This window comes from Kiloniellales bacterium (assembly GCA_030064845.1).
Classification (GTDB): domain Bacteria; phylum Pseudomonadota; class Alphaproteobacteria; order Kiloniellales; family JAKSDN01; genus JASJEC01.
Genome location: JASJEC010000016.1, coordinates 1 through 21,211, shown reverse-complemented (window position 1 = coordinate 21,211; position 21,211 = coordinate 1). Strand labels below are relative to the sequence as shown.

Below are 21,211 nucleotides of genomic sequence, written 5' to 3'. Positions count from 1 at the left end.
ATAAAGGCCCGGTCGGGCGGACCCTAGGTCTCGAACTGCAAAGAAAGCGTTTAGAATGTGGCCAAGTCATGACCTTGTCACGTGCGGCTCATTCTTTCGTGCCATTCGAAGTAGCTGTCGATCGCCCTGACCATGGCGGCGGTGAGCTTGGTGCGATGCGCCTTGCTGCGCAGCGCCTTCTCCTCTTTTCGGTTGGTCATGTAACCGATCTCCACGAGGATAGACGGAACGGTAGGCGACTTGAGCACCGCGAAGCCGGCCGAACGGTGCGAATTGCGCAGCATCCTGGTGGAGCCGGCGAGCTTGGCCACCATGGTATTAGCCAGGCGCTTGGAAAGATTATCGGTTTCACGCCGAGCCAGGTCCAGCAGAATGATCGTCACGTCGTCGGTCTGGCCGTCGAGATTGACGCCGGCGAGGACGTCGGCCTTGTTCTCTTTCGCCGCCAGGGATTCGGCCTCGGCGTCGGACGCCTTCTTCGAGATGGTGTAGACCGAAGCGCCGCGGATCTTGCCGCTGCGGTGCGTGTTGGCGTGGAGCGAAATGAATAGGTCGCCTTCCGCCTGCTCGGCGATCGCCGTGCGGGTGCGCAGCGGTAGCACCACGTCGGCGTCGCGGGTCATGACCACCCGGTATCGCCCGGTTGCCAGAAGCTGCTTGCGCAGCTCCCGTGCGTAGCGCAGGACCAGATCTTTCTCATAGGCCCCGGAGACGCCGATGGCGCCGGGGTCAACGCCGCCATGCCCGGCGTCGATCACCACGGTCGGACGGCGGTCCCCTTCGGGCGCGGCCTCGAGATTGGCGGGGCTCGCAGACTGCACGCTGGGCAGCGGCTGCTTCGAAGTGATCGGCCGCCGCTCGCTGGCGAAGAAGGTCACGCGCTCGATGGTGTGCAGATCGATCACCAAGCGATGGCCCTGCTTGCTGTTGCCCGGCGGCAACGTGCGCACCCCCGCCACACGGACCGGCACCGAGACGTCGAGCACGACGCGGCTGCGGCCCGGCGCGAAGAGGCCGAAGCGCAGGTCCTGAATGATGCCGACCCCCTGCGGAACGCCGCCGCGCGGCAGGCGCCACGCCACCTCGGGTAGATCGATCACGACGCGGAAGGGGTCCGGCAGGGTGAACACCCGATAGGGCGTGGCCTCGGAAATCTCGATGACGAAGCGGGTCTTGTCCGGATGCTCACCGATTCTGGCCGCGGTCACGCTGGGCTTGGCGTAGCCGACCTGCACGGAGGCCAGAAGCAAGACGGCCGCGGCGGCCAAGAGCCTCACCATGGAGCGCCGAACCTCACCGTTCCGTCATCCCTCGCTTCATGTCTTGCCAGAGGTCTCGTCCGACCGGCCTGGCCGCCGGAAACAGCCGCTATTCGAGGCAGTTGCCCGATTGCGACCGCCATTATTGCATTGAGATAGTCCGATTCTCTGCTTATGTTAAGCGGGTTACCACGACGCAGCCCCAACTGCCAACTCAATCGCCCGGTAACGGGCGCTCGGGAGACGGGCTCGCCAAGGCCGCCATGGCCCGGAGCCGTCGTCTGCGAGCAAAGATTGTAGTGCGCCTGGGTATCGCCTAGGGTAACACCGCATTCTCGGCGGATCCTGGTCCGCCGTCCGGCCCGAACAGATGCCCACTCACCGGGTGCCTGCCGGGCGGAGAAGGATGGCGCCGCAGGGCGCCGGGAAGACACGACAGACATGAACAGTGACGCGACGCTCCGCAATTCCATGATGACGCATCGAGGATGCGGAGTCGCAGTCGCGCCGCGACGACCCTCGCCAGCAGTCGACCGACCCCGTGGGAACACCTTGTTCCCGCGCGGTACCGGCTCGGCTTCCGGCGGTGTCCTCGCCGGGCGCGTATCGGAGTTAAATCTTTATGGTCAAGCGAATCCTGATCGACGCATCCCATGCGGACGAGACGCGCGTGGTGGTGCTGAGCGGCAACCGTCTCGAAGAGTTTGATTACGAATCGACTGCAAGGACGCAGCTTAAAGGCAACATTTACCTCGCGAAAGTTACGCGGGTCGAGCCCTCCCTACAGGCCGCCTTCGTCGAATACGGCGGCAATCGCCACGGCTTCCTGCCTTTCAGCGAGATCCACCCGGACTACTACCGTATCCCCATCGCCGACCGCGAGGCCCTGATCGCGGAAGAGAGCGCGAGCGCTAACGGCGACGACGACGTCGATACCGAGAGCGACGACAACGGCGAAGGCAACGGAACCGCGACCGCCGCCGACTCGGAAGACGAGTCGGGTGCCGGGTCGTCGGACGAGGGCGAGAACGGCGGCGGCAAGGTCCAGGAAATCGCGGTCGAGACCAAGGTCGACACGGTCGGCGGCGACGACGTGGAGGACGCCGCGCGCAAGCGGGCCAAGCTCCTGCGGCGCTACAAGATCCAGGAGGTCATCAAGCGGCGCCAGGTGATCCTTGTCCAGGTCGCCAAGGAGGAGCGCGGCAACAAGGGTGCGGCGCTGACCACCTACCTGTCTCTCGCTGGGCGCTATTGCGTCCTCATGCCCAATACCGGCCGCGGCGGCGGTATCAGCCGCAAGATCGGCAGCGCCGCGGACCGGCGGCGCCTGAAGCAGGTCGTGTCGGACCTGGACATCCCCGACGGCATGGCGGTGATCGTGCGGACTGCCGGCAGCGAGCGGAGCAAGGCGGAGATCCGCCGCGACTACGAGTATCTGATAAGGCTCTGGGACCAGATCCGCGAAGAAACCCTGCAGTCGACCGCGCCGGCGTTGATCCATGAGGAAGCCAACCTCATGAAGCGGGCCATCCGCGACCTCTACGACCGGGACATGGAGGAGATCCTGGTCCAGGGCGAAGAGGGCTACAAGGCGGCCAAGAACTTCATGAAGAACCTCATGCCAAGCCACGCCCGCAAGGTGAAGCTCTACAAGGACGGGGGCGTCCCCCTGTTCCTCAAGCACAACGTCGAGAGCCAGCTGGACGCGATGCACAGCCCCTCGGTCCAGCTCAAGTCGGGCGGCTACATCGTGATCAACCCGACCGAGGCCCTGGTAGCCATCGACGTCAACTCGGGCAAGGCGACCCGCGAGCGCCACATCGAGGAAACCGCCCGAAACACCAACATCGAAGCCGCCGAGGAGGTGGCGCGGCAGCTTCGCCTGCGCGATCTCGCCGGCCTGATCGTGATCGATTTCATCGACATGGAGGAGCACCGCCACAACCGGGACGTCGAACGGCGCTTCAAGGAGGCGATGCGCCACGACCGGGCCCGGATCCAGCTCGGCCGCATCAGTCCCTTCGGGCTGCTCGAGATGTCGCGTCAGCGCCTGCGCCCCAGCCTGTTCGATACCTCCACCCAGCCGTGCAGCCGGTGTCACGGCACCGGCCGCCTCCGCACCGACGATTCGGCCGGTCAGCAGATCCTGCGCAGCCTGGAGGAGGAGGCGCTGCGCCGCGGCGGTGGCGAGCTGAACGTCGCGATGCCGCCGGACGTCGCGCTCCACCTGCTCAACGAACGCCGGCACCGCCTGGTCGAGATCGAACAGGAGTACGGCCTGCAGATTCGCGTCGAGAGTGACGGGTCGCTGGTGCCCCCGGAATTCAAGCTGGAGCGGCTCACCACCACGGAGTCGCCACGCCTGCCGGCCGAGGAGCTTCCGGAGGTCGCGGAAGAGGAAGACGGCCAGCGCCGACGCCGCGGCCGGCGCCGGCGCCGGCGCAAGGACGACGAGGCGCCAGCCGCGGCCAGCGAGGAGTCGGCCGCCGAGGAGTTCGAGACCGGCGCCGACGAGGATGCCGAGGACGGGATCGAGGCCTCCGACGAGGAGGAGCGGCGCAAGCCGCGCCGCCGGCGCGGCAAGCGGGGCGGCCGCCGGCGCGCCAAGCGCCGTAACGGCGAAGATCAGGAGAGCTCGGCCGAGGCGATGCCGGCCGAAGCCGGCGAGGAGGAAGCCGGCCAGCCGGTGATCGCGGAGACGGCCGCCGACGAGCTGGCCGACACGGAAGCGGCCGACACGGAAGCGGCCGATGCGCAAGCGGTGGATGGCGAGACCGAAGAGACGCCACCCAAGTCCCGCCGGCGCAGCCGGCCGCGGCGCGGCGCCAAAGCCGACACGAAGAGCGCGGAAGGGGCGCAGGCGGACGGTGGCGCGGAAAGCCCCGAGGACACCCCCGAGCCGGTGGTGGCGGGGGACGCCGAGGCGGCGCAGCCGGAGGACCGCGCACCGAAGCGGCCGCGACGTCGGACCCGGGCGAAGCCGCCGGCGTCGGCGGTCGAGGACGAGCCGTCGGCCGCACCGGCCATGGGGCAGGAACCGGATCAGCCCGCGGTGCCGCTGGCAGCCGCCACCCCCGAGGTCCGGCCGGCGGAGCCGGCGCTCGGCGAGGCCGAGATCCCGGGCGCCGGGCCGCAGCCCGACACGTCCCTGCCCCCGGCTGAGCAACCGCCAGCGGTCAGCGAGCCGCAGGACGACGAGGCGGATCGGCCGAAGCGCAAGGGCTGGTGGCAGCGCTGGAACTGAGGTTCAGTCGCCCCTTATCCAGCTCTCCAGGCGGTTGCTGGCCTCCGCCATGTCGGCTTCGCGGCCGGCGAAGGAGAACCTGACGAAGCGGTGGCCCCGCGCCGGGTCGAAGTCGACGCCCGGCGTCGCCGCGACGCCGGTCTCCGCCAGCATGCGGGCGCAGAACTCCCGGCTGTCGTTGGTCAGCGCGCCGACATCGGCATAGATGTAGAAGGCGCCGTCGGCCGGGGCGAGCCGGTCGAAGCCGGCCTTGGGAAGGCGATCGAGCAGCAGGGCGCGGTTGCGGGCGTAGGCGGCGACGTAAGCGTCCAACTCGTCGTGGCAGTCGAGCGCGGTCACGCCCGCGATCTGGGAAATGGTCGGCGGGGAAATGAAGAAATTCTGCGACAGGCACTCGATCGGCCGCCGTAGCGCCTCGGGCACGATCATCCAGCCGAGTCGCCAGCCGGTCATGGAGAAGTACTTCGAGAAGCTGTTGATGACCACGGCCTCATCGCTCAGTTCGGCGGCGCAGACCGGTTCCCTGCCGTAGCTGATGCCATGATAGATCTCGTCGGAAATTAGGCGCACGCCCCGCTCGGCGCAGTAATCGACCAGAGCGCTCAGTTCCTCGCGCGACAGCATGGTGCCGGTCGGATTGGACGGGCTGGCGATGATCAGGCCGTCGAGCGGGCCGTCGACACGGTCGAGCAGGTCCGGCGTCGGCTGAAAGCGATGCTCGGCATCGGTCTCCAGGAGTACGGACTCGACCCCTAGAGCGTGCAGGATGTTCCGGTAGGCCGGGTAACCCGGCGCCGCCAGGGCGACCCGGTCGCCCGCATCGAACGCGGACAGGAACGTCAGGAGGAACCCGCCCGACGATCCGGTGGTCACGACCACGCGTTCGGCCGGCAGGTCCAGCCCGTAGACACGCCGGTAGTGCTCGACGATCGCCCGACGCAGGGGCGGCGTGCCGAGGGCGACGGTATAGCCCATGAGATCGGCGTCCAGCGCCTGCTTGGCGGCCTCCAGAACCCGCCTCGGAGCCGGGGTGCCCGGCTGCCCGACTTCCAGATGCAGAACGTGGTCGCCGGCCTGCTCGCGTTCGGCGGCGGCCTGCATCACGTCCATCACGATGAAGGGCGGTACGCCCCCGCGGGAAGAAACTTTCAGGGCCATGCGCCGCCTCCGGAGTTTTGGGTCACTGGGCCCGGATCGTGACGCCCCGGCCGCGCGGGTCCGAGGCGACGCTGCAGCCGTCGTCGCTGTCGGCGACGCCGTCCGGGCACTGCAGGGCGTTGACCCGGCCAAGTTCCGCCGCCTCGACGACCCGGTATCCCCGCGCACGCAGCAGACCCACGGCGCTAGGGGCGGTTCCAGGTTCAAAGAACACCGCCCGCTCGGTCGCGCTGAAGTGGAGACGCGGCGCCGCGACCGCGGCATCGAGCGGCTGGCCATCGCCGATGTGGGCCAGGAGCACGCGGACCAGGGCGTTCACCGCGGGCGATCCGCCTGCCGCGGCGACCGCGAGGTGGGTGTCGCCGTCCCTGGGGTCGGCCAAGAGCGCGATGCTCGGCATGAAGTTTCGAGTCGCCGCGGTGGTCGGACGGCCCGGCAGGACCAGACCCATGCCGCCGACCGCCCGCCCGGCTCCGAACAGGCCGTTCATCGTGGTGCCGCAGGCGACCGCGTCACCCCATCGATCCGCGATCACGAATGAGGCGCCGTCGCTCGGGGGCGCCCGCCAGGGCTCGAGCCGCGCGGCGCCGTTGGTCGGCCCGATCACCGGCGCGCTTCTGGTCTGCAGCAGGGTCTGCAGCCGCTCCCGGTTGAGCAGCCCCGCCACCTCGCCTTCGCCAAAGGGATCCGACCCGCCGGCGCGTTGCCAGCGGCGTACCTCGGCGTAGGCCAAGTCCGCGGCCTCGACGAAGATGCCGGGGCGCTGCTCGGGAGGAAGCGTGGGATAGGCGCGGATGTCGTTCAGCAGGCGCCACATCGTCGCCGCAACGGCCCCGTCGGCGCCGATCGGCAGGGAGAAATAGAGCCGCCGGTCGCCGATCGCCAGGGCATTCGCCTCGGAAGTGAGCGGCAGGGCGGCCCGAAGCTCCTCGATCGTCATGACATGCCCACTCTCCGCCGCCGCGGCCGCGAGCAGGGCCGGGAAAGCCCCGGCGTGGAAATAGGCGGCGCCCTGGGTCCGCACGCCGGAGATCACGGTAGAGACCTCGATCTGAGACAGGTAGTCGCCCTGTCGCGGCAGCGCCCCGGACTTCGTCACGAAGAGCCGCGACATCAACGGATCGCGCCGGATCACCTCGGCGCTTCGCGCCAGATCCCGGGCGAAGGCCTCGCTCACCACGTGACCCTGACGGGCGAGGCGCTCGGCCGGCTCGATCAGCGGTCCCCAGCGGACACGGCCGTGCCGGGCATGCAGAATCGCCAGGGCCCGCACGGTACGCGGCAGGGCGGCACCCTGCGTCCCCGCGCGCGGCAGGAACTCGAAGACTTCCGCTGTTCTGCGTTCGTTCGAGTAGACGAGACAGACACCGCCCCCGAGGAGCCCGACCCGCGACGGCATGGTCACGGTCATGGTGAAGAAGCTGGCAACCGCGGCATCAGCGGCGTTGGCGCCGTTGCTCAAGAGATCGCGGGCGATCAGGGCGGCGTGCGGCTCGTCGACCGCCACCATCCCGGCGAACCCGTCGACCGCCTGCAGGTCGACGAAGCCTTCCGGCTCGGGATTGCACCCCCAGGCCAGAAGGAGCCACAACACCACCGCCGGAAGGAGAGCGGAGTTTCGTTGAATTGGCCCTTGGCCACGGCTACCTTTAGGAAACACTTGGAATGGGCCCCCGATGAACCGTCCAGTCGCCTGGATCTTGCTGCTCCTGCTCTTCGCGTTGAGCCTGCCCGTACCGGCCGACGCGCGCGGGAGGATCATCCGCGATGCCGAGATCGAGACCACCGTCCGAGACTACGCCACGCCGCTGCTGCAAGCCGCAGGTATCACGCCGTCCAGCGTCAAGTTCTACCTGATCGACAATCGCAGCCTCAACGCTTTCGTCACCGGCGGCAACAGGATGTTCCTCCACACCGGCCTCTTGATGCGCGCCGAAAACCCTCAGCAGGTCCAGGGCGTGATCGCCCACGAAATCGGCCACATCGTCGGCGGCCACATCGTTGGCCGTATCGAAGAGATGCGCAACGCCCAAATCAAGTCTCTCGTCTCCTATCTGCTGGGCATCGGGCTCGCCGTGGGCTCAGGTCGCCCAGAGGCGGCTCCGGCGGTCATCAGAGGCGGCCAGGACGTCGCGCTCCAGGGGTTGCTGTCCTTCTCGCGCGGTCAGGAGCAGGCGGCCGACCAGACCGCGGTGCGCCTGCTGAAATCAATCAGGCAGCCCCCGCTCGGCCTGCTCGAGTTCATGCAGTACCTCGAGGATCAGGAGATCCTGCTGGGCGCGAACCAGGACCCCTATCTCCGGACCCACCCCCTGACCCGCGACCGTATCGCGTTCATGGAGAACGCGCAGAGCAAGTCGCGGTACGCCAACGCCAGAGAACCACAAGATCTTGTGGTCCGGCACGATCGCATGCGGGCGAAACTGACCGGCTTCCTGGAAGCGCCGGGCCGGGTGTTCCAGGTCTATCCTGAGGACGACACCAGTGTCCCGGCCCGCTACGCCCATGCGATCGTCTACTTCCTGCGCGGCGAGCTGAGCCTGGCGCTTCCGCTGATCGACGGGCTGATCGCGGAGTATCCCGGCGACCCCTTCTTCCACGAGCTCAAGGGGCAGATGCTGTTCGAGAACGGCCGGCTCGAGGAAGCGCTGCCGGAGTACGAAGAGGCCGTGCGCCTCCTGCCGGGATCGCCCCAGCTGCTTCTCTCCCTGGCACACCTTGAGATAGAACTAAACAGGCCAGACCTCAACGAGAGATCGCTGAAACATCTGAACGCCGTGCTGCAGCAGGAACCGCGCAACGGTATGGCGTGGCGCCTCGCCTCGACCTCCTACGGCAGGCTTGGCGACAAGGGCATGACGTCCCTGGCCCTGGCCGAGGCCGCCTTCTCGCGCGGCGGCTTCGGCGAAGCCCACCAGCGCGCCAGCCGGGCCCAGCAGCTTCTGACCGAGTACTCGCCGAGCTGGCTGCGCGCCCAGGACCTGGCCAACGAGGCCAAGCGGCTGGAAACCAAGCGCAGGAACCGCTGACCCCAGGGCGCCCGCCCCGGGCGCGTGCCAAACGCCCAGGGAACCGCTATAATCCCCCACCCGCCTCCCTTACCGACCAAGGAATACTCATGGTTGCACAATTGAGTTCGCGAGCCGCTCTCTCCGCCGCAGCCTTGCTGCTGATCGCCTCGGTCTTCGGGTCCGCCGGCGCCGAGGAGCGGCGCTTCGATGCAGCCGATCAAGATGAAATCCGCGAGATCGTGCGGGAGTACCTGATTGAGCATCCCGAGGTCATCGTCGAGGCGATCAACGTCTATCAGGAACGTCAGAGGGTCGCCGCCAAGGAACGCCAGCAGCAGGCGGTCGTCGCCTTGCAGTCGGCCTTGGCCGAAGATCCCGATGCCCCCGTCCTCGGCAACCCGGACGGGGACGTGATGGTCGTGGAGTTCTTCGACTACAACTGCGGCTACTGCAAGACGGTCGCCGAGGGCATCCGCCAGACCATCGCCGAGGACCCCGGCATACGTCTCGTGATGAAGGAGTTCCCGATCCTGGGACCCGATTCGCAGTTCGCGGCCCGCGCGGCGCTCGCCGCCGCCGAGCAGGATCGCTACGAGGAGCTCCACTTCGCGCTCATGACCGCGCCCGGCCGCTTGAATCAGCAGAAGGTCATGTCAGTGGCGGGTAGCCTCGGCCTGGACCTCGACAAGCTGCGGCGGGACATGAACAAGCCGGAGGTCGACGCCGCCCTGCGCCGTAACTTCGAGCTCGCCGAAGGCCTCGAGATCACCGGCACGCCGGCCTTCGTGATCGGCAGCCAGGTGTTTCCGGGCGCGCTCAACATGGAGACGCTACGCCAGGTGGTCGCCGAAGCGCGGGCCAACCCCAGCTGAGCCGCCGAGCAGCGCGGGAATGGCGCTCTTGGCCGTCCCCGGCCACTTTACGGCCGGCGCGTCGTTGCGCCGGCGCGCGTCGGCATGCTACCGCTAGCGCCCGTGATTCGAGACCAACGACCTTGGTGAGGCACGAGCGTGGCGAAAGCCCCGGCGGTCCTGATCCTGAACGGCCCCAACCTCAACTTGCTCGGCACCCGCGAGCCCGCGACCTATGGCCACGTCAGCCTCGCGGATATCGAGAAGGCCTGCCGGGCGCAAGCGGCCACGCTGGGGTTGACGGTGGAGTTTCGCCAGTCGAACAGCGAAGGCACGCTGGTCGATTGGATTCAGGAATCGGCCGGCAAGTACCAGGGTATCCTGATCAACCCCGCGGCCTACAGCCACACCTCGGTGGCGATCCTAGACGCCCTCTCGGCCTTGGAACTGCCGGTAGTCGAGGTCCATCTGTCCAACATCCACAAACGCGAAGCCTTCCGCCACCACTCTTACGTGTCCCGTGTGGCTTGGGGGGTCATCTGCGGCTTCGGCGCCGATAGCTATCGCCTGGGCCTGACGGCGCTCGCCACCTTGCTGGTAGAGGAACAAGAAACCTGATGTCGAAACTCGAACTGGACGAAGAACTGGTGCGCAGGCTCTCGGCGCTCCTGGACGAGGGCGGTCTGTCGGAGATCGAATACGAGACCGGCGGCCACCGAATCCGAGTTGCCCGCGCCCTTCAGGCCGCGGCCCTCGCGCCGGCGGCTGCGGCACCTGTCGCGGTGCCCGCCCAGAGCGGTGGCGGAGAGGCCGTCGGCGACCCGATTCCGGCCGGCGCCGTCACCGCGCCCATGGTTGGCACGGTCTACGTGGCGGGCGAGCCGGGCGCAGCGCCTTTCGTCAAGGTCGGCGACACGGTTTCGGAAGGTCAGACCCTGGTGATCATCGAGGCCATGAAGGTGATGAACCAGATTCCGAGCCCCCGTTCCGGCCGGGTCAGCCAGATCCTGATCCAGGATGGCCAGCCGATCGAGTACGGCGAGCCGCTCATGGTCATCGAATAGCCCTTCCCTAAAGACCATGTTTGAAAAAGTCCTGATCGCCAATCGCGGCGAGATCGCCCTGAGGATCCACCGGGCCTGCCGGGAAATGGGCATCCAGACCGTCGCCGTCCACTCCACCGCCGACGCCGACGCGATGCACGTGCGCCTGGCCGACGAAAGCGTCTGCATCGGGCCGCCGCCCGGGGCCCAGAGCTACCTCAACATCCCCGCAATCCTTTCGGCCGCCCAGATCACCGGCGCTGAGGCGATCCACCCCGGCCTGGGCTTCCTGTCGGAGAACGCGAACTTCGCCCAGATGGTCGAGGAGCACAATCTGGTCTTCATCGGCCCGCGATCGGAGCACATCGCCTTGATGGGCGACAAGGTGGCGGCCAAGAAGACCGCCCAGGACCTGGGCCTGCCGGTGGTGCCCGGCTCGGAAGGCGCACTGGAGAGCCGCGAGGCGGCCAAGGCCACGGCGCAGGAAATCGGCTATCCGGTCCTGATCAAGGCCTCGGCAGGCGGCGGCGGCCGCGGCATGAAGGTGGCGCGGGACGAGGACTCGGTGGTCACCGCCTTCGACCTGGCGCGGAGCGAGGCCAAGGCGGCCTTCGGCAACGACGAGGTCTACATGGAGAAGTACCTCGGTCGGCCGCGCCATATCGAGGTCCAGCTGCTGGCCGACGGCCAGGGCAACGTGATCCACCTGGGCGAGCGGGACTGCTCCATGCAGCGGCGCCATCAGAAACTGATCGAGGAGGCGCCCTCGCCCGCCCTCAACTCGGAGGAGCGGGCCAAGATCGGCAAGCTCGTGACCAAGTCGATCGGGAAGATGGGCTACCAGAACGCCGGCACCGTCGAATTCCTCTACGAGGACGGCAAGTTCTACTTCATCGAGATGAACACCCGGCTCCAGGTCGAGCACCCGATCTCGGAGGCGATCACCGGGGTCGACGTGGTGCGCGAGCAGATCCGCATCGCCGCCGGCATGCCGATGAGCATCAAGCAGAAGGACATCACCTTCGAGGGCCACGCCATCGAGTGCCGGATCAACGCCGAAGATCCCGAGACCTTCGTGCCCTCGCCCGGCCGGGTCACCGACTACCACGCCCCCGGCGGGCTGGGAGTCCGGGTCGATTCAGGGCTCTACGCCGGCTACCGCGTCCCGCCGCACTACGACAGTCTGATCGCCAAGCTGATCGTCCATGGCCAGACCCGAAACGAGTGCCTGATGCGCCTGCGCCGCGCCCTCGAGGAGTTCGTGGTCGAGGGCATCAACACCACCATACCCCTGCACCAACGGCTGATTGCCGATAGCGATTTTATTAACGGCGACTACGATATCCACTGGCTAGAACGCTACATGCAGGGCGGCTGAGGCCCCGAGGGGGCGCCGACCGGGACGCGCCTTGCCGGGGCGCGCCGGCGAGCCATTTTTCGATTCCAATAGGGTACTTCCCTGCTACCCTTGTACAGTGTGCGGACCCGGTAGCGAGGACGATGGAGCTCAAACCCGAATTGCTCTTGAGGGCCTATGCCGTGGGCATCTTCCCAATGGCGGAAAGCCGCCACGACGAGGAGATTCACTGGATAGACCCGGACTACCGGGGGGTCCTGCCGCTCGACAAGGTCCATGTGCCGCGCAAGCTGCGCAAGATCCTGCGCCGCGGCTGCTTCGACGTCCGCTGCAATTCGGCTTTCCCCGAGGTCATCAAGGGCTGCGCCACGCCCGCGCCGAGCCGGCGCGACACCTGGATCAATCCGACGATCGAGCGGCTATACTGCGACCTCCATGCCATGGGCTTCGCCCACTCGATCGAATGCTGGCAGGAGGCGCGGCTGGTCGGCGGCCTCTACGGCGTCAGCCTGGGCTCCGCTTTCTTCGGTGAATCCATGTTCAGCCACGTCGACAACGCCAGCAAGGTCGCGCTCATTCACCTGGTCGCCCGCCTGCGCAAGGGCGGCTTCACGCTGCTCGACACCCAATTCGAGACGCCCCATCTCCGCCAGTTCGGGGTGGTCGAGGTTCCGCGGGAGGAATACCGCGAAGCGCTGGGCCGCGCCGTGCGCAAGCCCGCTCAGTTGCCCTCGGAGTTTACCGCCTCAGAGATGGAGGCGTTCCTGCAGTCGATCACCCAGACGTCGTAGACCGGGTGCTCGACGGCCGACAGCGCCGGCGAGGACGCGAACATCCACCCGGTGAACAGCGGGGCCGGTTCCGAGTCGGGCCGAGCATCTAGAATCTCGAGGAAAGCCGCACTTTCCGGGGTTTCCTCAGGCGGCCTCTTGTTGCAGGCCCGCACCGTGATCTCGAAGGTGCCGAAACGGACCAGCTCGCCGACCGGCGCCTCGAAGGTCGAAATGCGCGCGGTAATCTTGTCCAGGCCCTGAAGCAGCGCGACGTTGAGGTAGCCGTGCTCGCTGGCGGCGCGCACCGGGGCCGCTGCGATCAGCAGGATCGATAGGTTGAGGGCCAGACGGGTCAGGCGCAGCAGCATAGGGTCAGGGCTCAGCCTTCTGCGGATAGGGGTTCTCGAGCGAGTCGACGAGCATGCGCAGCACGGTGCGGAACTGGCTTTCGTCGCAGCCGATCAGGACGGCGTCCTCAAGGGCGTCCTGGGCCAGTTCCCGGATCTCCTCGAGGTTCTCGTTCAACACCTTGATCTTTTCCCGGCACGAAACAGGTACCCCGTCCGGCTGCAGCCACGTCGGGAAGTCCAGCTTGCTTTCCTCGCGCTTCTCCACGGTGCCTCCGAGTTCGATTTGGGCCGGGAAATCCTAAGATTCAACAAAGGACCCGAAATGTCTTACGAGTTCGGGCTCGACCCCGCAAGCCGCGCCGGGTCAGGCGGGCTTGAGGGCGCGGAAACGCAGCCGCACGTAGTCGGCCCGCCAGCGGCCCTCCCGATCCCGGAGGTCCTCGCGGAGCAGGTCACTGACCTCTTGCAGCAGCGCCGGCTGTTCGGCCTCGGGCACAGCGGTCAGGAAGCTCTTGGCGAAGATCCCGAGCCAGTCGGTCATCGCTTCCGGCAGGTCGGTCGGGCGGGAGAAGAGATCGATGTCAGTCACCGAGAAACCGACCGCTTCCAGGCGCCACTTGTAGTCTTCCGCGGTGGGAAAGTACCAGGGATTGAGCGCCTCGCCGTCGATTCCCCGGCGGCCGACGGCGGTCATCAGGGCGCCCACGATCAGCTTGACGTTGCCGTCGCCGCCCATCTCGCCGACGAAACGGCCGCCCGGCTTGAGGGCGCGCCACACGCCGCGGATCACGGCGTCGGGGTCGCGCATCCAATGCAGGGCGGCGTTGGAGAAGACCGCGTCGAAGCGTCCGTCAAAGCCGAGCGCTGCGCCGTCGGCGACCTCGGCGCTCAAGCCGCGCGCGCGGGCGGCCGCGACCTGGTCCTCACTGGCATCGACCCCCAGCACCTCACAGCCGGCCGCGACCAGCTTCTCGGTCAAGGCGCCCTCGCCGCAACCCAGGTCGAGAATGCGCTCCCCGGGCCTCGGTCCAAGAAGCCCGAGGACCGGAGCGCCGAGATCGCTTACGAAGCCAGCGCCTTCGGCGTAGCGCTTCGGGTCCCAGGACTGCGCCGGACCCGGCCCGCGCGCCGTCATCTCCCGCCGGCCGCGGCGCTCACTGCGTCGAGCCCTGGTTATCCGCCGCCGACAGAACCAGCTTTTTCAGCAGGTCGACCAGATTGATCGCGCCCTGGGTGTGCTGGAAGTGCCCGCCTGCCAGGATCGTGTCTTCCTCGCCGCCGATTCCGATCTCGATGTAGTTCTCGCCGAGCAGGCTGTTGGGAATGATCCGCACGGAGCTGTCGCTGGGCAGCTCGATATCGTCTGAGATCGTCATGGTGATAGTGGCCCGGAAGGTCATCGGGTCCAGGTTCTGGCCGACCACGCTGCCGACCTTGACCCCGGCGAGGCGGACGTCGCTGCCGATCTCCAGACCCGAGGCGTCGTTGAACTCGGCGGTCAAGGTGTAGCCGTCGTTGGCGCTTAGCCCGCTGGTGCGGAAGGCGAACACGATGAAGGAGATGGCGACGAAGAGAACCACCGCCCCCATGACGGTCTCGATCACGTTTCGTCTCACGGTGCAGCCTCCTTGGCGGGTCTCGGGCGGTGCGGCCGCCGGCCTTCAGTCACTGCCGGCGCCGCCGAAAATCGCCGTGCCTATGGCGTCGATGATGTTGGTCGAGTCCACGGTGCGCTCGATCCGGCCGCCGGAGGGGATTGGTTCCTCCGACTTTCCGGGCTCGAGCCAGATGACGCTGCGGTCGAGCAGGCCCTTGGTAACGATGCTCGCCTCGGTATCGGCCGGAAGGACGAAGCGAGGATCGATGTCGAGGGTCAGGATGGCCGCGAAGATCTCGGTGTCGAGCCGCCGGTCCACCACCTGCCCGATCCGCAACCCAGCCATGTGGACTTCCGTGCCGACATTCACGCCGGAGATGTCGAGAAACTCCGCCTCGACTTGGTAACCGCTATTCGACTTGACGCCGCTCGAGCTGAAGGCCGTGGCGATGAAGAGGACGGCGACGGCCAGCGTCGCGCCGCCCAAGGCAACCTCGATCTTCTGCTTCGATCTACCCAGCATGTGCGCGTCCGTTCGCGCTCAGTCCGGGGTCCAGGGTTCGTAGTCCCCGGTGGCCGAGGCCCTGCGGCCGCCGCTCAGGACGTGGCCGGGCGGGCGATAGGCCTCCTCCGTGCCGGTCAGGTTGGGCTGGTGCTCGCGCTGCCAGGGCCGGCGCGGCGGTCCGCCCTCCGGCGGCGGCTCGTCGGTGGTGTGGTGCAGCCAGGCATGCCATTCGGCCGGCACGCGGCTCGCTTCCACATCGACCTTGTACATCACCCAGCGCCGCTCCTTGCGAAGGCTGTCACGGTGCACGCGCCCGCCGCCCTTCTCGCGAAAGTACCGGTTGCCTTCCGCGTCGCGTCCGACCTCCTCGCCTCTCAGCCAAGTATAAAGACGCGTTCCCAAGGTTACTCCGGGCATCGAAGACCTCCGCCGCCGAATCAGCGCGGCGACTATTGCACCTCGCAGGGCGCTCGTCCAGTGGGCTGACTTCGCCCCCAGGCCCTCCTGGACAAGGCGGGCGACCGGCGACTACAACCCTCTTCCCATGACAGATTTCTGGCGCGATTCCGGCTATCACCTGCTGCAGCCCTCGGCGGACCGCCGGCTCGCGGTGACCGACGACTTTCTGCGGGCCTACTTCATGCGGCCGGAGGTGCGGCCCGTCGAGGAGTCTTGCGCGGCCGAGCGGGCGCTCCACGAAAGCCTGATCCGGAACCCGCGCGAGGCGGTCTCGCCGGAGCGGCTCGCCGCCCTGGCGGACCCGGACGCGCGCGACAACTACCGCGTCGTGCTCGACTTCCGCGACCGCCTGGTCCAGGCGGGCACGGTCGAAGACTGCTATCTCGGCCTCTTCCTCGAGGGCGGCGCGGTCCCGGTTCCGCCGCTCTTCCTGGATCACATGGTCCACGTGGTGTTGCGGCACCTGCTCGATCGGACCGAGGATCCCTTCCGTGCCCGCGCGGCGGAACTGCTGTTCCGCGAGCAGCGCGTCACGATCAGGGACGAGGCGATCGTGAGCGCCGACGCCGAGACCGTCGAGCGCCTCGCTAGGACCGGGGGCTTCGGCCGCCTGGGCGAGCTGGTCGCCGAGGCCCAGACGCCGCTGCGCGGCGCCGAGCTCGACGTGCTGAACGAGCAGAACGCCGGGATCTACTGGAACCGCGACCAGCTCTACGACACCGCCCTCGTGCTCAACTTCGCCGGCGAAGGCCTCGACGCCCTCTGCCGCGTGCTGGAAAGCTGGATCGGGCACTTCCTGGACATCGAGGTCTCGATCCAGCCGGTGCAGAAGATCAGCGACGAGCGTTGGGTCTGGCACCTGGGGCTGGACGCCGAGGGCACCGCCCTGCTGAACGACCTCTATAACGGCGTGGACGTCGGCGGGGACCGGATGAAGCGCCTACTCTCGCTATTTCGGCTCGATTTCAACGACCCCAGCGTCATGCTGCGCGAAGTGGCCGGGCGCCCGGTCTATCTCGCCATGGCCATGACCGAAGAGGGTAGCCTGCGTCTCAAGCCCCAAAACCTCCTGGTCAACCTGCCGCTCGGGCCGCGCGCCTGACGCGCTGCCGCCTCGGCGCGCGGCCCTCGGGCTCTCGGATGCCTGGGCCTTATTGGATGGCGGTCGGTTCGAACACGCCGAAGGCCCACATCGCGCCGACGATGACGATGAAGGCCGCGACGGTGGCGCCGGTCCAGATCGCCGACTTTTTGGTATCCTCTCTCATGATTCTCACCTCAGAGTCAGTTCGAGGGATTGCCGGGAGTCTGACCTCTCGGCGCCGGACCGGGTTATGCAAATCCCGCAAAGCGTCGATCGCGAGCCATGCCTCCCGGGTATGGCGCGGCGGCCCTGCCCGCCGTCTCGGCGACCGCCGGCGTGGGGCAAATCCCGCGGTGCCCGGACCCTCGATGTCGTGTAAACTCTTGGGACGGCAGGGTCTCTCATCCCTGCGCGGCGGGCATGAAGGGGCTCGGGACGGCTATGGGTGCTTCGCTGAAGAAACTTCGTTCGGCCATGCAGGCCGCCGAAAGGCGGGCGGCGGCCGACGAACGCGCGGCTGCCCAAGACGAGCGGGGCCGCGGTCTGCGCCGGCTGTTGCGGGGGCTGCAGCTGGTCCTGCTCTCCGTCAGCTGGGGCGGTCTCGCCGGGCTGGTCTGGTACCACGCGGAGATCGCGCGCGGCCCTCTGGAAGGATGGCCGCGGACCCTGGCCGAGGTGATCGGGCTGCCGGCCGAGACGGCGCCGCCACTGCGCCTGTCGAAGCTGGTGGCGCCGCCCGAGGCCACGGCCATAGAGGTCTCTTTCGCGCCCGGCTCCGACCGCCTGAGCCGGGACGCCAAGCGGCGCCTGGCCAACTTCGGACTGGCGCTCAAGGGCCCGGCCTACCGGGATCGAAGGATTCGCGTCATCGGCCACGCCGATTCCGCGGGCCCGGCGGACTTTAATCTGGCCCTGTCACAGCGCCGCGCCGCGCGGGTCCGGGACTTCCTGGTACGAGAGAGCGGCCTGAGCCCGGCGCGCCTGCTGGCGGTCGGCCGGGGGGAAGCCGCACCGCTCGATCCGTCGAGGCCCGACACGCCGGCCAACCGCCGGGTGCAGATCGTCCTGGAGGCCGGGCCCGCAAGCTGGGGTTCCGCGCGTTCGGCGCAGGGGCGGGCTGTCCAATGAGCGATTCGGGAGGGGGCTACCGGGGAAAGCGGTCGTTGTAGCGACGGCTCTCTTCATCGAACATGAAGGTCAGCAAGGCGTAGCGCCGACCCCAGGTCACCGGCGTCGCCTCGTGCAGCAGTGAGCAGGAGAAGATGACAGCGTCGCCAAGGCCGGGCGCGTAGAGATCTGGCCCGAATTCGGGAAACCGCAGCGCGCCGCCTTCATAGTCGCCAGTGTTGAGATTCAAGGTCATGGCGAAACGCCGGTGAGCCTGGGGTTTGGTCAGGTTGTCCCGGTGCGCCCTGAAGAAGCCGCCTTCTTCGCTGTCGTAGCGCACCACCTTGTATTCCTCGACGCCGGTGACTTGCCGGGTGAAAGCCTTGGCGATCGCCGGCAGGACGCGGCGGCCCAGCCGGCGCTGGATACCGTCGACCAGCACCGGATCCTCGACCAGGAAGTCGCGGCGGACTTTGTGCGACTGGTCGATCACCGCCGCAGCTTCGCCCGGTCGTCCCTCGGCTTGATAGACACCCGTAACGACTCCGCCATGCCGTTCGAAGGCGTCGATCAGGGTCCGGCAGAACTCGGGCTCGAAGACGCGCGGCACAAGCAGCACCGGGGCGAAAGCGCCGAGGTTCCGCGGCTCGGGCGTCGGCTGAGCGCGCAGGAACTCCAGCGCCGCCTCGGCCGGATCGGCCACGTCAGATCCCGACAGGATACGCAGGATACGCCAGTCGACGTCGCCGACAACGGCGGTCAGAGCGCCCTGGGCCGCAGCGGTCGTGGCCCCGACGCCGCGGGCCACCATGGCCTCGACATCCGACATTAGCGAGAAAGGCAGACCGGCCTCTGCGACGAAGCGGGCGTTCCGCTCCGGCGTGCAGTTGGTGATCGCGAACAGGCAGGCCATAGGACTTAGGTCTTCGAGCCGCCGCGCGAAGCTCTCGAGCCCGGCCCGGCAGGCCGGCAGAAACGGATCGGGACAGAGCAGCAGAACCGGCCTGCGGGCATCGACGTTTAGGGCGAACTGGACCAGCTCGCCGCGCTCGTTGGGCAGCAGCATATCGGGCAGCGTGTCGCCTTCGACCAGGGGCACCTGCCCCGCGCCGGGCGCGCTCCTCGGTTCGGCCCCTGCCCCACTCATGGCTCTGTCAATCCGCCTTCCCGTGTCTCGACCCGGCAACCTAGGAGACCGCTCGTGGTTTTGGCAAGCCGCGGTTGTCGCCGGGCGTGCCCGGCATCAAGCCCCCACGACGTTGTGCTCCGGGCCGTAGGGAAACCCGGTGATGTTGCGGTTGCCGTCCTCGGTCACGATCAGGATGTCGTGCTCGCGGTAGCCGCCGGCGCCTGGCTGGCCCTCGGGCAGCATGATCATGGGCTCCATGGAGACCACCATGCCGGGCTCGAGCACCGTCTCGATGTCTTCGCGCAGCTCGAGCCCGGCCTCGCGGCCGTAGTAGTGGCACAGCACGCCGAAGGAATGACCATAGCCGAAGGTGCGGAACTGCAGCAGGTCGTGCTCGAGATAGATCTCGTTCAGCGCGCGGGCAATATCGCAGCAGCGGGCACCGGGCTTGATCAGCGACTGACCGGCTTCATGGACCTTGCAGTTGACTTCCCAGAGGTGCTGGTGGGCCCCGGAGCAGGTCTCGGCGAAGAGCGTCCGTTCGAGCGCGACGTAGTAGCCCGCTACCATAGGAAAGCAGTTCAGGCTGAGGATATCGCCCCGTTCGATCTTCCGGCTGGTAACCGGGTTGTGCGCCCCGTCGGTGTTGATGCCGGACTGGAACCAAGTCCAGGTGTCCATCAGCTCGGCGTGCGGCCAGGTCTTGGCGATCTCGCGCACCATGGCCCGGGTGGCGTGCAGCGCCACCTCGTGCTCGCCGGTCCCGACCCTGATCGCCTCGACGCAGGCGGCACCGCCCACATCGGCGATCCGGGCCATCTCCGTGATGTGGGCAATCTCCTCGTCCGACTTGATCATGCGCATCCGCATGGCGGGCTCGGCGATATCGACGCAGCGGGTATTGGGCAAGGCGGCCTGCAGCTTGTCGGCCATCTGAAGGCTCATGTGATCGCGCTCGACGCCCAGGGTCCCGCCGTCCTTGACCAGCTTCTGGACCGCGCGGAAGTAGTTGTCCCGCTGCCAGTCGGTAAAGACGACGTTGTCGCCGAAGCTGCGCCGCCAGGGCTGACCGCCGTCGATGTTGGCGGAGATCGTGGTCGCGGCGTTCTGCGTCACGACGAGGCCGTAAGGGCGGCCGAAGGAGCAGTAGAGGAAGTCGCTGTAGTAGCAGATATTGTGGTAGGACGTGAAAAGCACCGCGTCCATGCCGGACTCGGCCATGCGCTGGAGCAGGCCGTCCAGCCGCCGCGTCATCTCGGCGTCGGAGAAGGTGCCCTTCGCCTTGCCGCCGTTGCGGATCGTCATCACCTGAGGCATTTCCATTTCGTCGGGTCCCCTTGTCGCCGGGCCCGTCTCCCGCGGGCCTCATACCGCGGGACTTAAGGCACTCGGCCCGTGCTGCGCAACGGCAAATTGACCTGAAGGCCATCCATCGGCGAGGCCGAGGCGAGACGAACCGGGTCTTGTTCTTGGGAGGCGCCCGAGCCGGTCAGTCGAAACCGAACAGCGACCAGAAGGAGCGCTCCTTCTGGTCCTCGGCGGACGCGGATACCTGGGTCTTGGGCGCCACGCCATCGCGCTTGGCGTAGCGCGGCACGTGGCCGTAGGCGACATCGGCCAAGGTGGGCGCCTCCTGGTCGAGGCGCAGGCGGTAGACCCAGAGATTGGTCACCACGTGCTTGACGAACTCTCGGGTCTCGCGGACCGGTATGCTCTCGATGAAGACCAGCGGGTCCGTGTGATTGATCCGCCGGTTCCAGCTGCGCAGGTTTCCGGGCCCGCCGTTGTAGGCCGTGGCCACACGAAAGATGTCGCGGTCGATGTAGGGATACTTCATGAGCTGCGACAGGTAGCGCTGGCCCAGCTCCATGTTGAGCTCCGGATTGTAGAGCTTAGCCCGCTCGGCGCCCTGGAAGCGGTAGCCGCGCGCCAGGCCGCGCGCCGTGCTGGGCAGGAGCTGCATCAGCCCGCGGGCGCCGTCGCGGCTGCGGGCGTAACGCTTGAACTGGGATTCCTGCCGGATCACCCCGAAGATCAGCGCGCGGTCCAGCTTGAAGCCGTTCCTGGGCTTCCAGGGCGGTATCGGGTAGAGCGCCGCGTCGAGCGGCGTCTTGTCCCAACTGCCCTCCTTTCCGGACGCCAACCGCAAGGAGATCCTCAGCGAGAGCGCCGGCAGGCTGGCCTCCTCCGCGACCGCCATGATGGCCTCCGCCACGGCCGGCTCGCGCCAGCCTTCGAGGACGTTCAGCTCTTTCTCGACGCGCCGGTGATCGCCGAGCTTGAG

At 67.7% G+C, this 21,211-nt stretch carries 21 protein-coding genes; 9 read left to right on the top strand and 12 right to left on the bottom strand.

Features of this window, described 5'->3' with window-relative positions:
- Nucleotides 1-77 precede the first annotated feature (77 nt).
- Nucleotides 78-1,280 (bottom strand): N-acetylmuramoyl-L-alanine amidase, encoded by a 1,203-nt coding sequence (locus QNJ67_08380; GenBank protein MDJ0608982.1) that lies wholly within the window; start codon nucleotides 1,278-1,280, stop codon nucleotides 78-80.
- Between the two features lie 601 nt (nucleotides 1,281-1,881).
- Here QNJ67_08380 and QNJ67_08375 point away from each other — a divergent pair.
- Nucleotides 1,882-4,503, top strand: a complete 2,622-nt coding sequence (locus tag QNJ67_08375) for an Rne/Rng family ribonuclease (GenBank protein ID MDJ0608981.1) — start codon at nucleotides 1,882-1,884, stop codon at nucleotides 4,501-4,503.
- Between the two features lie 3 nt (nucleotides 4,504-4,506).
- Here the strand turns inward: QNJ67_08375 and QNJ67_08370 are convergent, their stop codons facing one another.
- Together QNJ67_08370 and QNJ67_08365 are read right to left on the bottom strand one after the other, a co-directional pair.
- Nucleotides 4,507-5,661, bottom strand: a complete 1,155-nt coding sequence (locus QNJ67_08370) for a pyridoxal phosphate-dependent aminotransferase (GenBank protein MDJ0608980.1) — start codon at nucleotides 5,659-5,661, stop codon at nucleotides 4,507-4,509.
- A 22-nt stretch (nucleotides 5,662-5,683) separates the two neighbouring features.
- Entirely contained in the window at nucleotides 5,684-7,252 is a 1,569-nt protein-coding gene (locus QNJ67_08365) for a gamma-glutamyltransferase (protein MDJ0608979.1), read from the bottom strand.
- An 85-nt stretch (nucleotides 7,253-7,337) separates the two neighbouring features.
- Between QNJ67_08365 and QNJ67_08360 the strand changes: the two genes are divergently transcribed.
- The 6 genes from QNJ67_08360 (at nucleotide 7,338) to aat (ending at nucleotide 12,714) form a co-directional block, all read left to right on the top strand.
- Nucleotides 7,338-8,690: a M48 family metalloprotease gene (locus QNJ67_08360; protein MDJ0608978.1), complete on the top strand. Its 1,353-nt coding sequence runs from the start codon at nucleotides 7,338-7,340 to the stop codon at nucleotides 8,688-8,690.
- An 89-nt stretch (nucleotides 8,691-8,779) separates the two neighbouring features.
- The gene (locus tag QNJ67_08355) at nucleotides 8,780-9,544 is read left to right on the top strand and encodes a DsbA family protein (protein ID MDJ0608977.1); all 765 of its coding nucleotides are present in this window, start codon (nucleotides 8,780-8,782) and stop codon (nucleotides 9,542-9,544) included.
- A 138-nt stretch (nucleotides 9,545-9,682) separates the two neighbouring features.
- Nucleotides 9,683-10,141, top strand: a complete 459-nt coding sequence (gene aroQ, locus QNJ67_08350; protein ID MDJ0608976.1) for a type II 3-dehydroquinate dehydratase — start codon at nucleotides 9,683-9,685, stop codon at nucleotides 10,139-10,141.
- Nucleotides 10,141-10,587 carry an acetyl-CoA carboxylase biotin carboxyl carrier protein gene (accB, locus tag QNJ67_08345; GenBank protein MDJ0608975.1) on the top strand — a complete coding sequence of 149 codons (447 nt, stop codon included), beginning with the start codon at nucleotides 10,141-10,143 and terminating at the stop codon, nucleotides 10,585-10,587. The genes aroQ and accB overlap by 1 nt, the downstream gene beginning before the upstream one ends.
- 16 nt (nucleotides 10,588-10,603) lie before the next feature.
- Nucleotides 10,604-11,944 (top strand): acetyl-CoA carboxylase biotin carboxylase subunit, encoded by a 1,341-nt coding sequence (gene accC, locus QNJ67_08340; GenBank protein ID MDJ0608974.1) that lies wholly within the window; start codon nucleotides 10,604-10,606, stop codon nucleotides 11,942-11,944.
- Nucleotides 11,945-12,066: 122 nt separating this feature from the next.
- Nucleotides 12,067-12,714, top strand: a complete 648-nt coding sequence (gene aat / locus QNJ67_08335) for a leucyl/phenylalanyl-tRNA--protein transferase (GenBank protein ID MDJ0608973.1) — start codon at nucleotides 12,067-12,069, stop codon at nucleotides 12,712-12,714.
- Here the strand turns inward: aat and QNJ67_08330 are convergent.
- The 6 genes from QNJ67_08330 to QNJ67_08305 all read right to left on the bottom strand — a co-directional run bounded on the left by QNJ67_08330 (nucleotide 12,645) and on the right by QNJ67_08305 (nucleotide 15,565).
- Nucleotides 12,645-13,058: a DUF2155 domain-containing protein gene (locus QNJ67_08330; protein MDJ0608972.1), complete on the bottom strand. Its 414-nt coding sequence runs from the start codon at nucleotides 13,056-13,058 to the stop codon at nucleotides 12,645-12,647. The two genes, aat and QNJ67_08330, sit on opposite strands and share 70 nt — an antisense overlap.
- A 10-nt stretch (nucleotides 13,059-13,068) precedes the next feature.
- Complete coding sequence (locus QNJ67_08325) at nucleotides 13,069-13,311, bottom strand: hypothetical protein (GenBank protein MDJ0608971.1); 243 nt, start codon at nucleotides 13,309-13,311, stop codon at nucleotides 13,069-13,071.
- 99 nt (nucleotides 13,312-13,410) lie between these two features.
- Complete coding sequence (locus tag QNJ67_08320) at nucleotides 13,411-14,181, bottom strand: methyltransferase domain-containing protein (GenBank protein MDJ0608970.1); 771 nt, start codon at nucleotides 14,179-14,181, stop codon at nucleotides 13,411-13,413.
- Nucleotides 14,182-14,200: 19 nt separating this feature from the next.
- Entirely contained in the window at nucleotides 14,201-14,662 is a 462-nt protein-coding gene (gene mlaD, locus QNJ67_08315) for an outer membrane lipid asymmetry maintenance protein MlaD (protein ID MDJ0608969.1), read from the bottom strand.
- Between the two features lie 45 nt (nucleotides 14,663-14,707).
- Nucleotides 14,708-15,166, bottom strand: a complete 459-nt coding sequence (locus QNJ67_08310; GenBank protein ID MDJ0608968.1) for an MlaD family protein — start codon at nucleotides 15,164-15,166, stop codon at nucleotides 14,708-14,710.
- An 18-nt stretch (nucleotides 15,167-15,184) separates the two neighbouring features.
- Entirely contained in the window at nucleotides 15,185-15,565 is a 381-nt protein-coding gene (locus QNJ67_08305; GenBank protein MDJ0608967.1) for an NADH:ubiquinone oxidoreductase subunit NDUFA12, read from the bottom strand.
- Nucleotides 15,566-15,692: 127 nt separating this feature from the next.
- Between QNJ67_08305 and QNJ67_08300 the strand changes: the two genes are divergently transcribed.
- Nucleotides 15,693-16,709, top strand: a complete 1,017-nt coding sequence (locus QNJ67_08300; GenBank protein MDJ0608966.1) for a DUF6352 family protein — start codon at nucleotides 15,693-15,695, stop codon at nucleotides 16,707-16,709.
- Nucleotides 16,710-17,165: 456 nt separating this feature from the next.
- Nucleotides 17,166-17,819: an OmpA family protein gene (locus QNJ67_08295; protein ID MDJ0608965.1), complete on the top strand. Its 654-nt coding sequence runs from the start codon at nucleotides 17,166-17,168 to the stop codon at nucleotides 17,817-17,819.
- A gap of 16 nt (nucleotides 17,820-17,835) precedes the next feature.
- On the opposite strand, the gene QNJ67_08290 is transcribed toward QNJ67_08295, so the two are convergent.
- The 3 genes from QNJ67_08290 to QNJ67_08280 all read right to left on the bottom strand — a co-directional run.
- Nucleotides 17,836-18,945, bottom strand: coding sequence for a 2OG-Fe(II) oxygenase (locus tag QNJ67_08290; GenBank protein MDJ0608964.1), 1,110 nt, complete (start codon nucleotides 18,943-18,945; stop codon nucleotides 17,836-17,838).
- 96 nt (nucleotides 18,946-19,041) lie between these two features.
- Nucleotides 19,042-20,250, bottom strand: coding sequence for a M24 family metallopeptidase (locus QNJ67_08285; GenBank protein ID MDJ0608963.1), 1,209 nt, complete (start codon nucleotides 20,248-20,250; stop codon nucleotides 19,042-19,044).
- Nucleotides 20,251-20,416: 166 nt separating this feature from the next.
- Nucleotides 20,417-21,211, bottom strand: a 795-nt coding sequence (locus QNJ67_08280) for a lytic transglycosylase domain-containing protein (GenBank protein ID MDJ0608962.1), incomplete at its 5' end; no start/stop codon positions are given.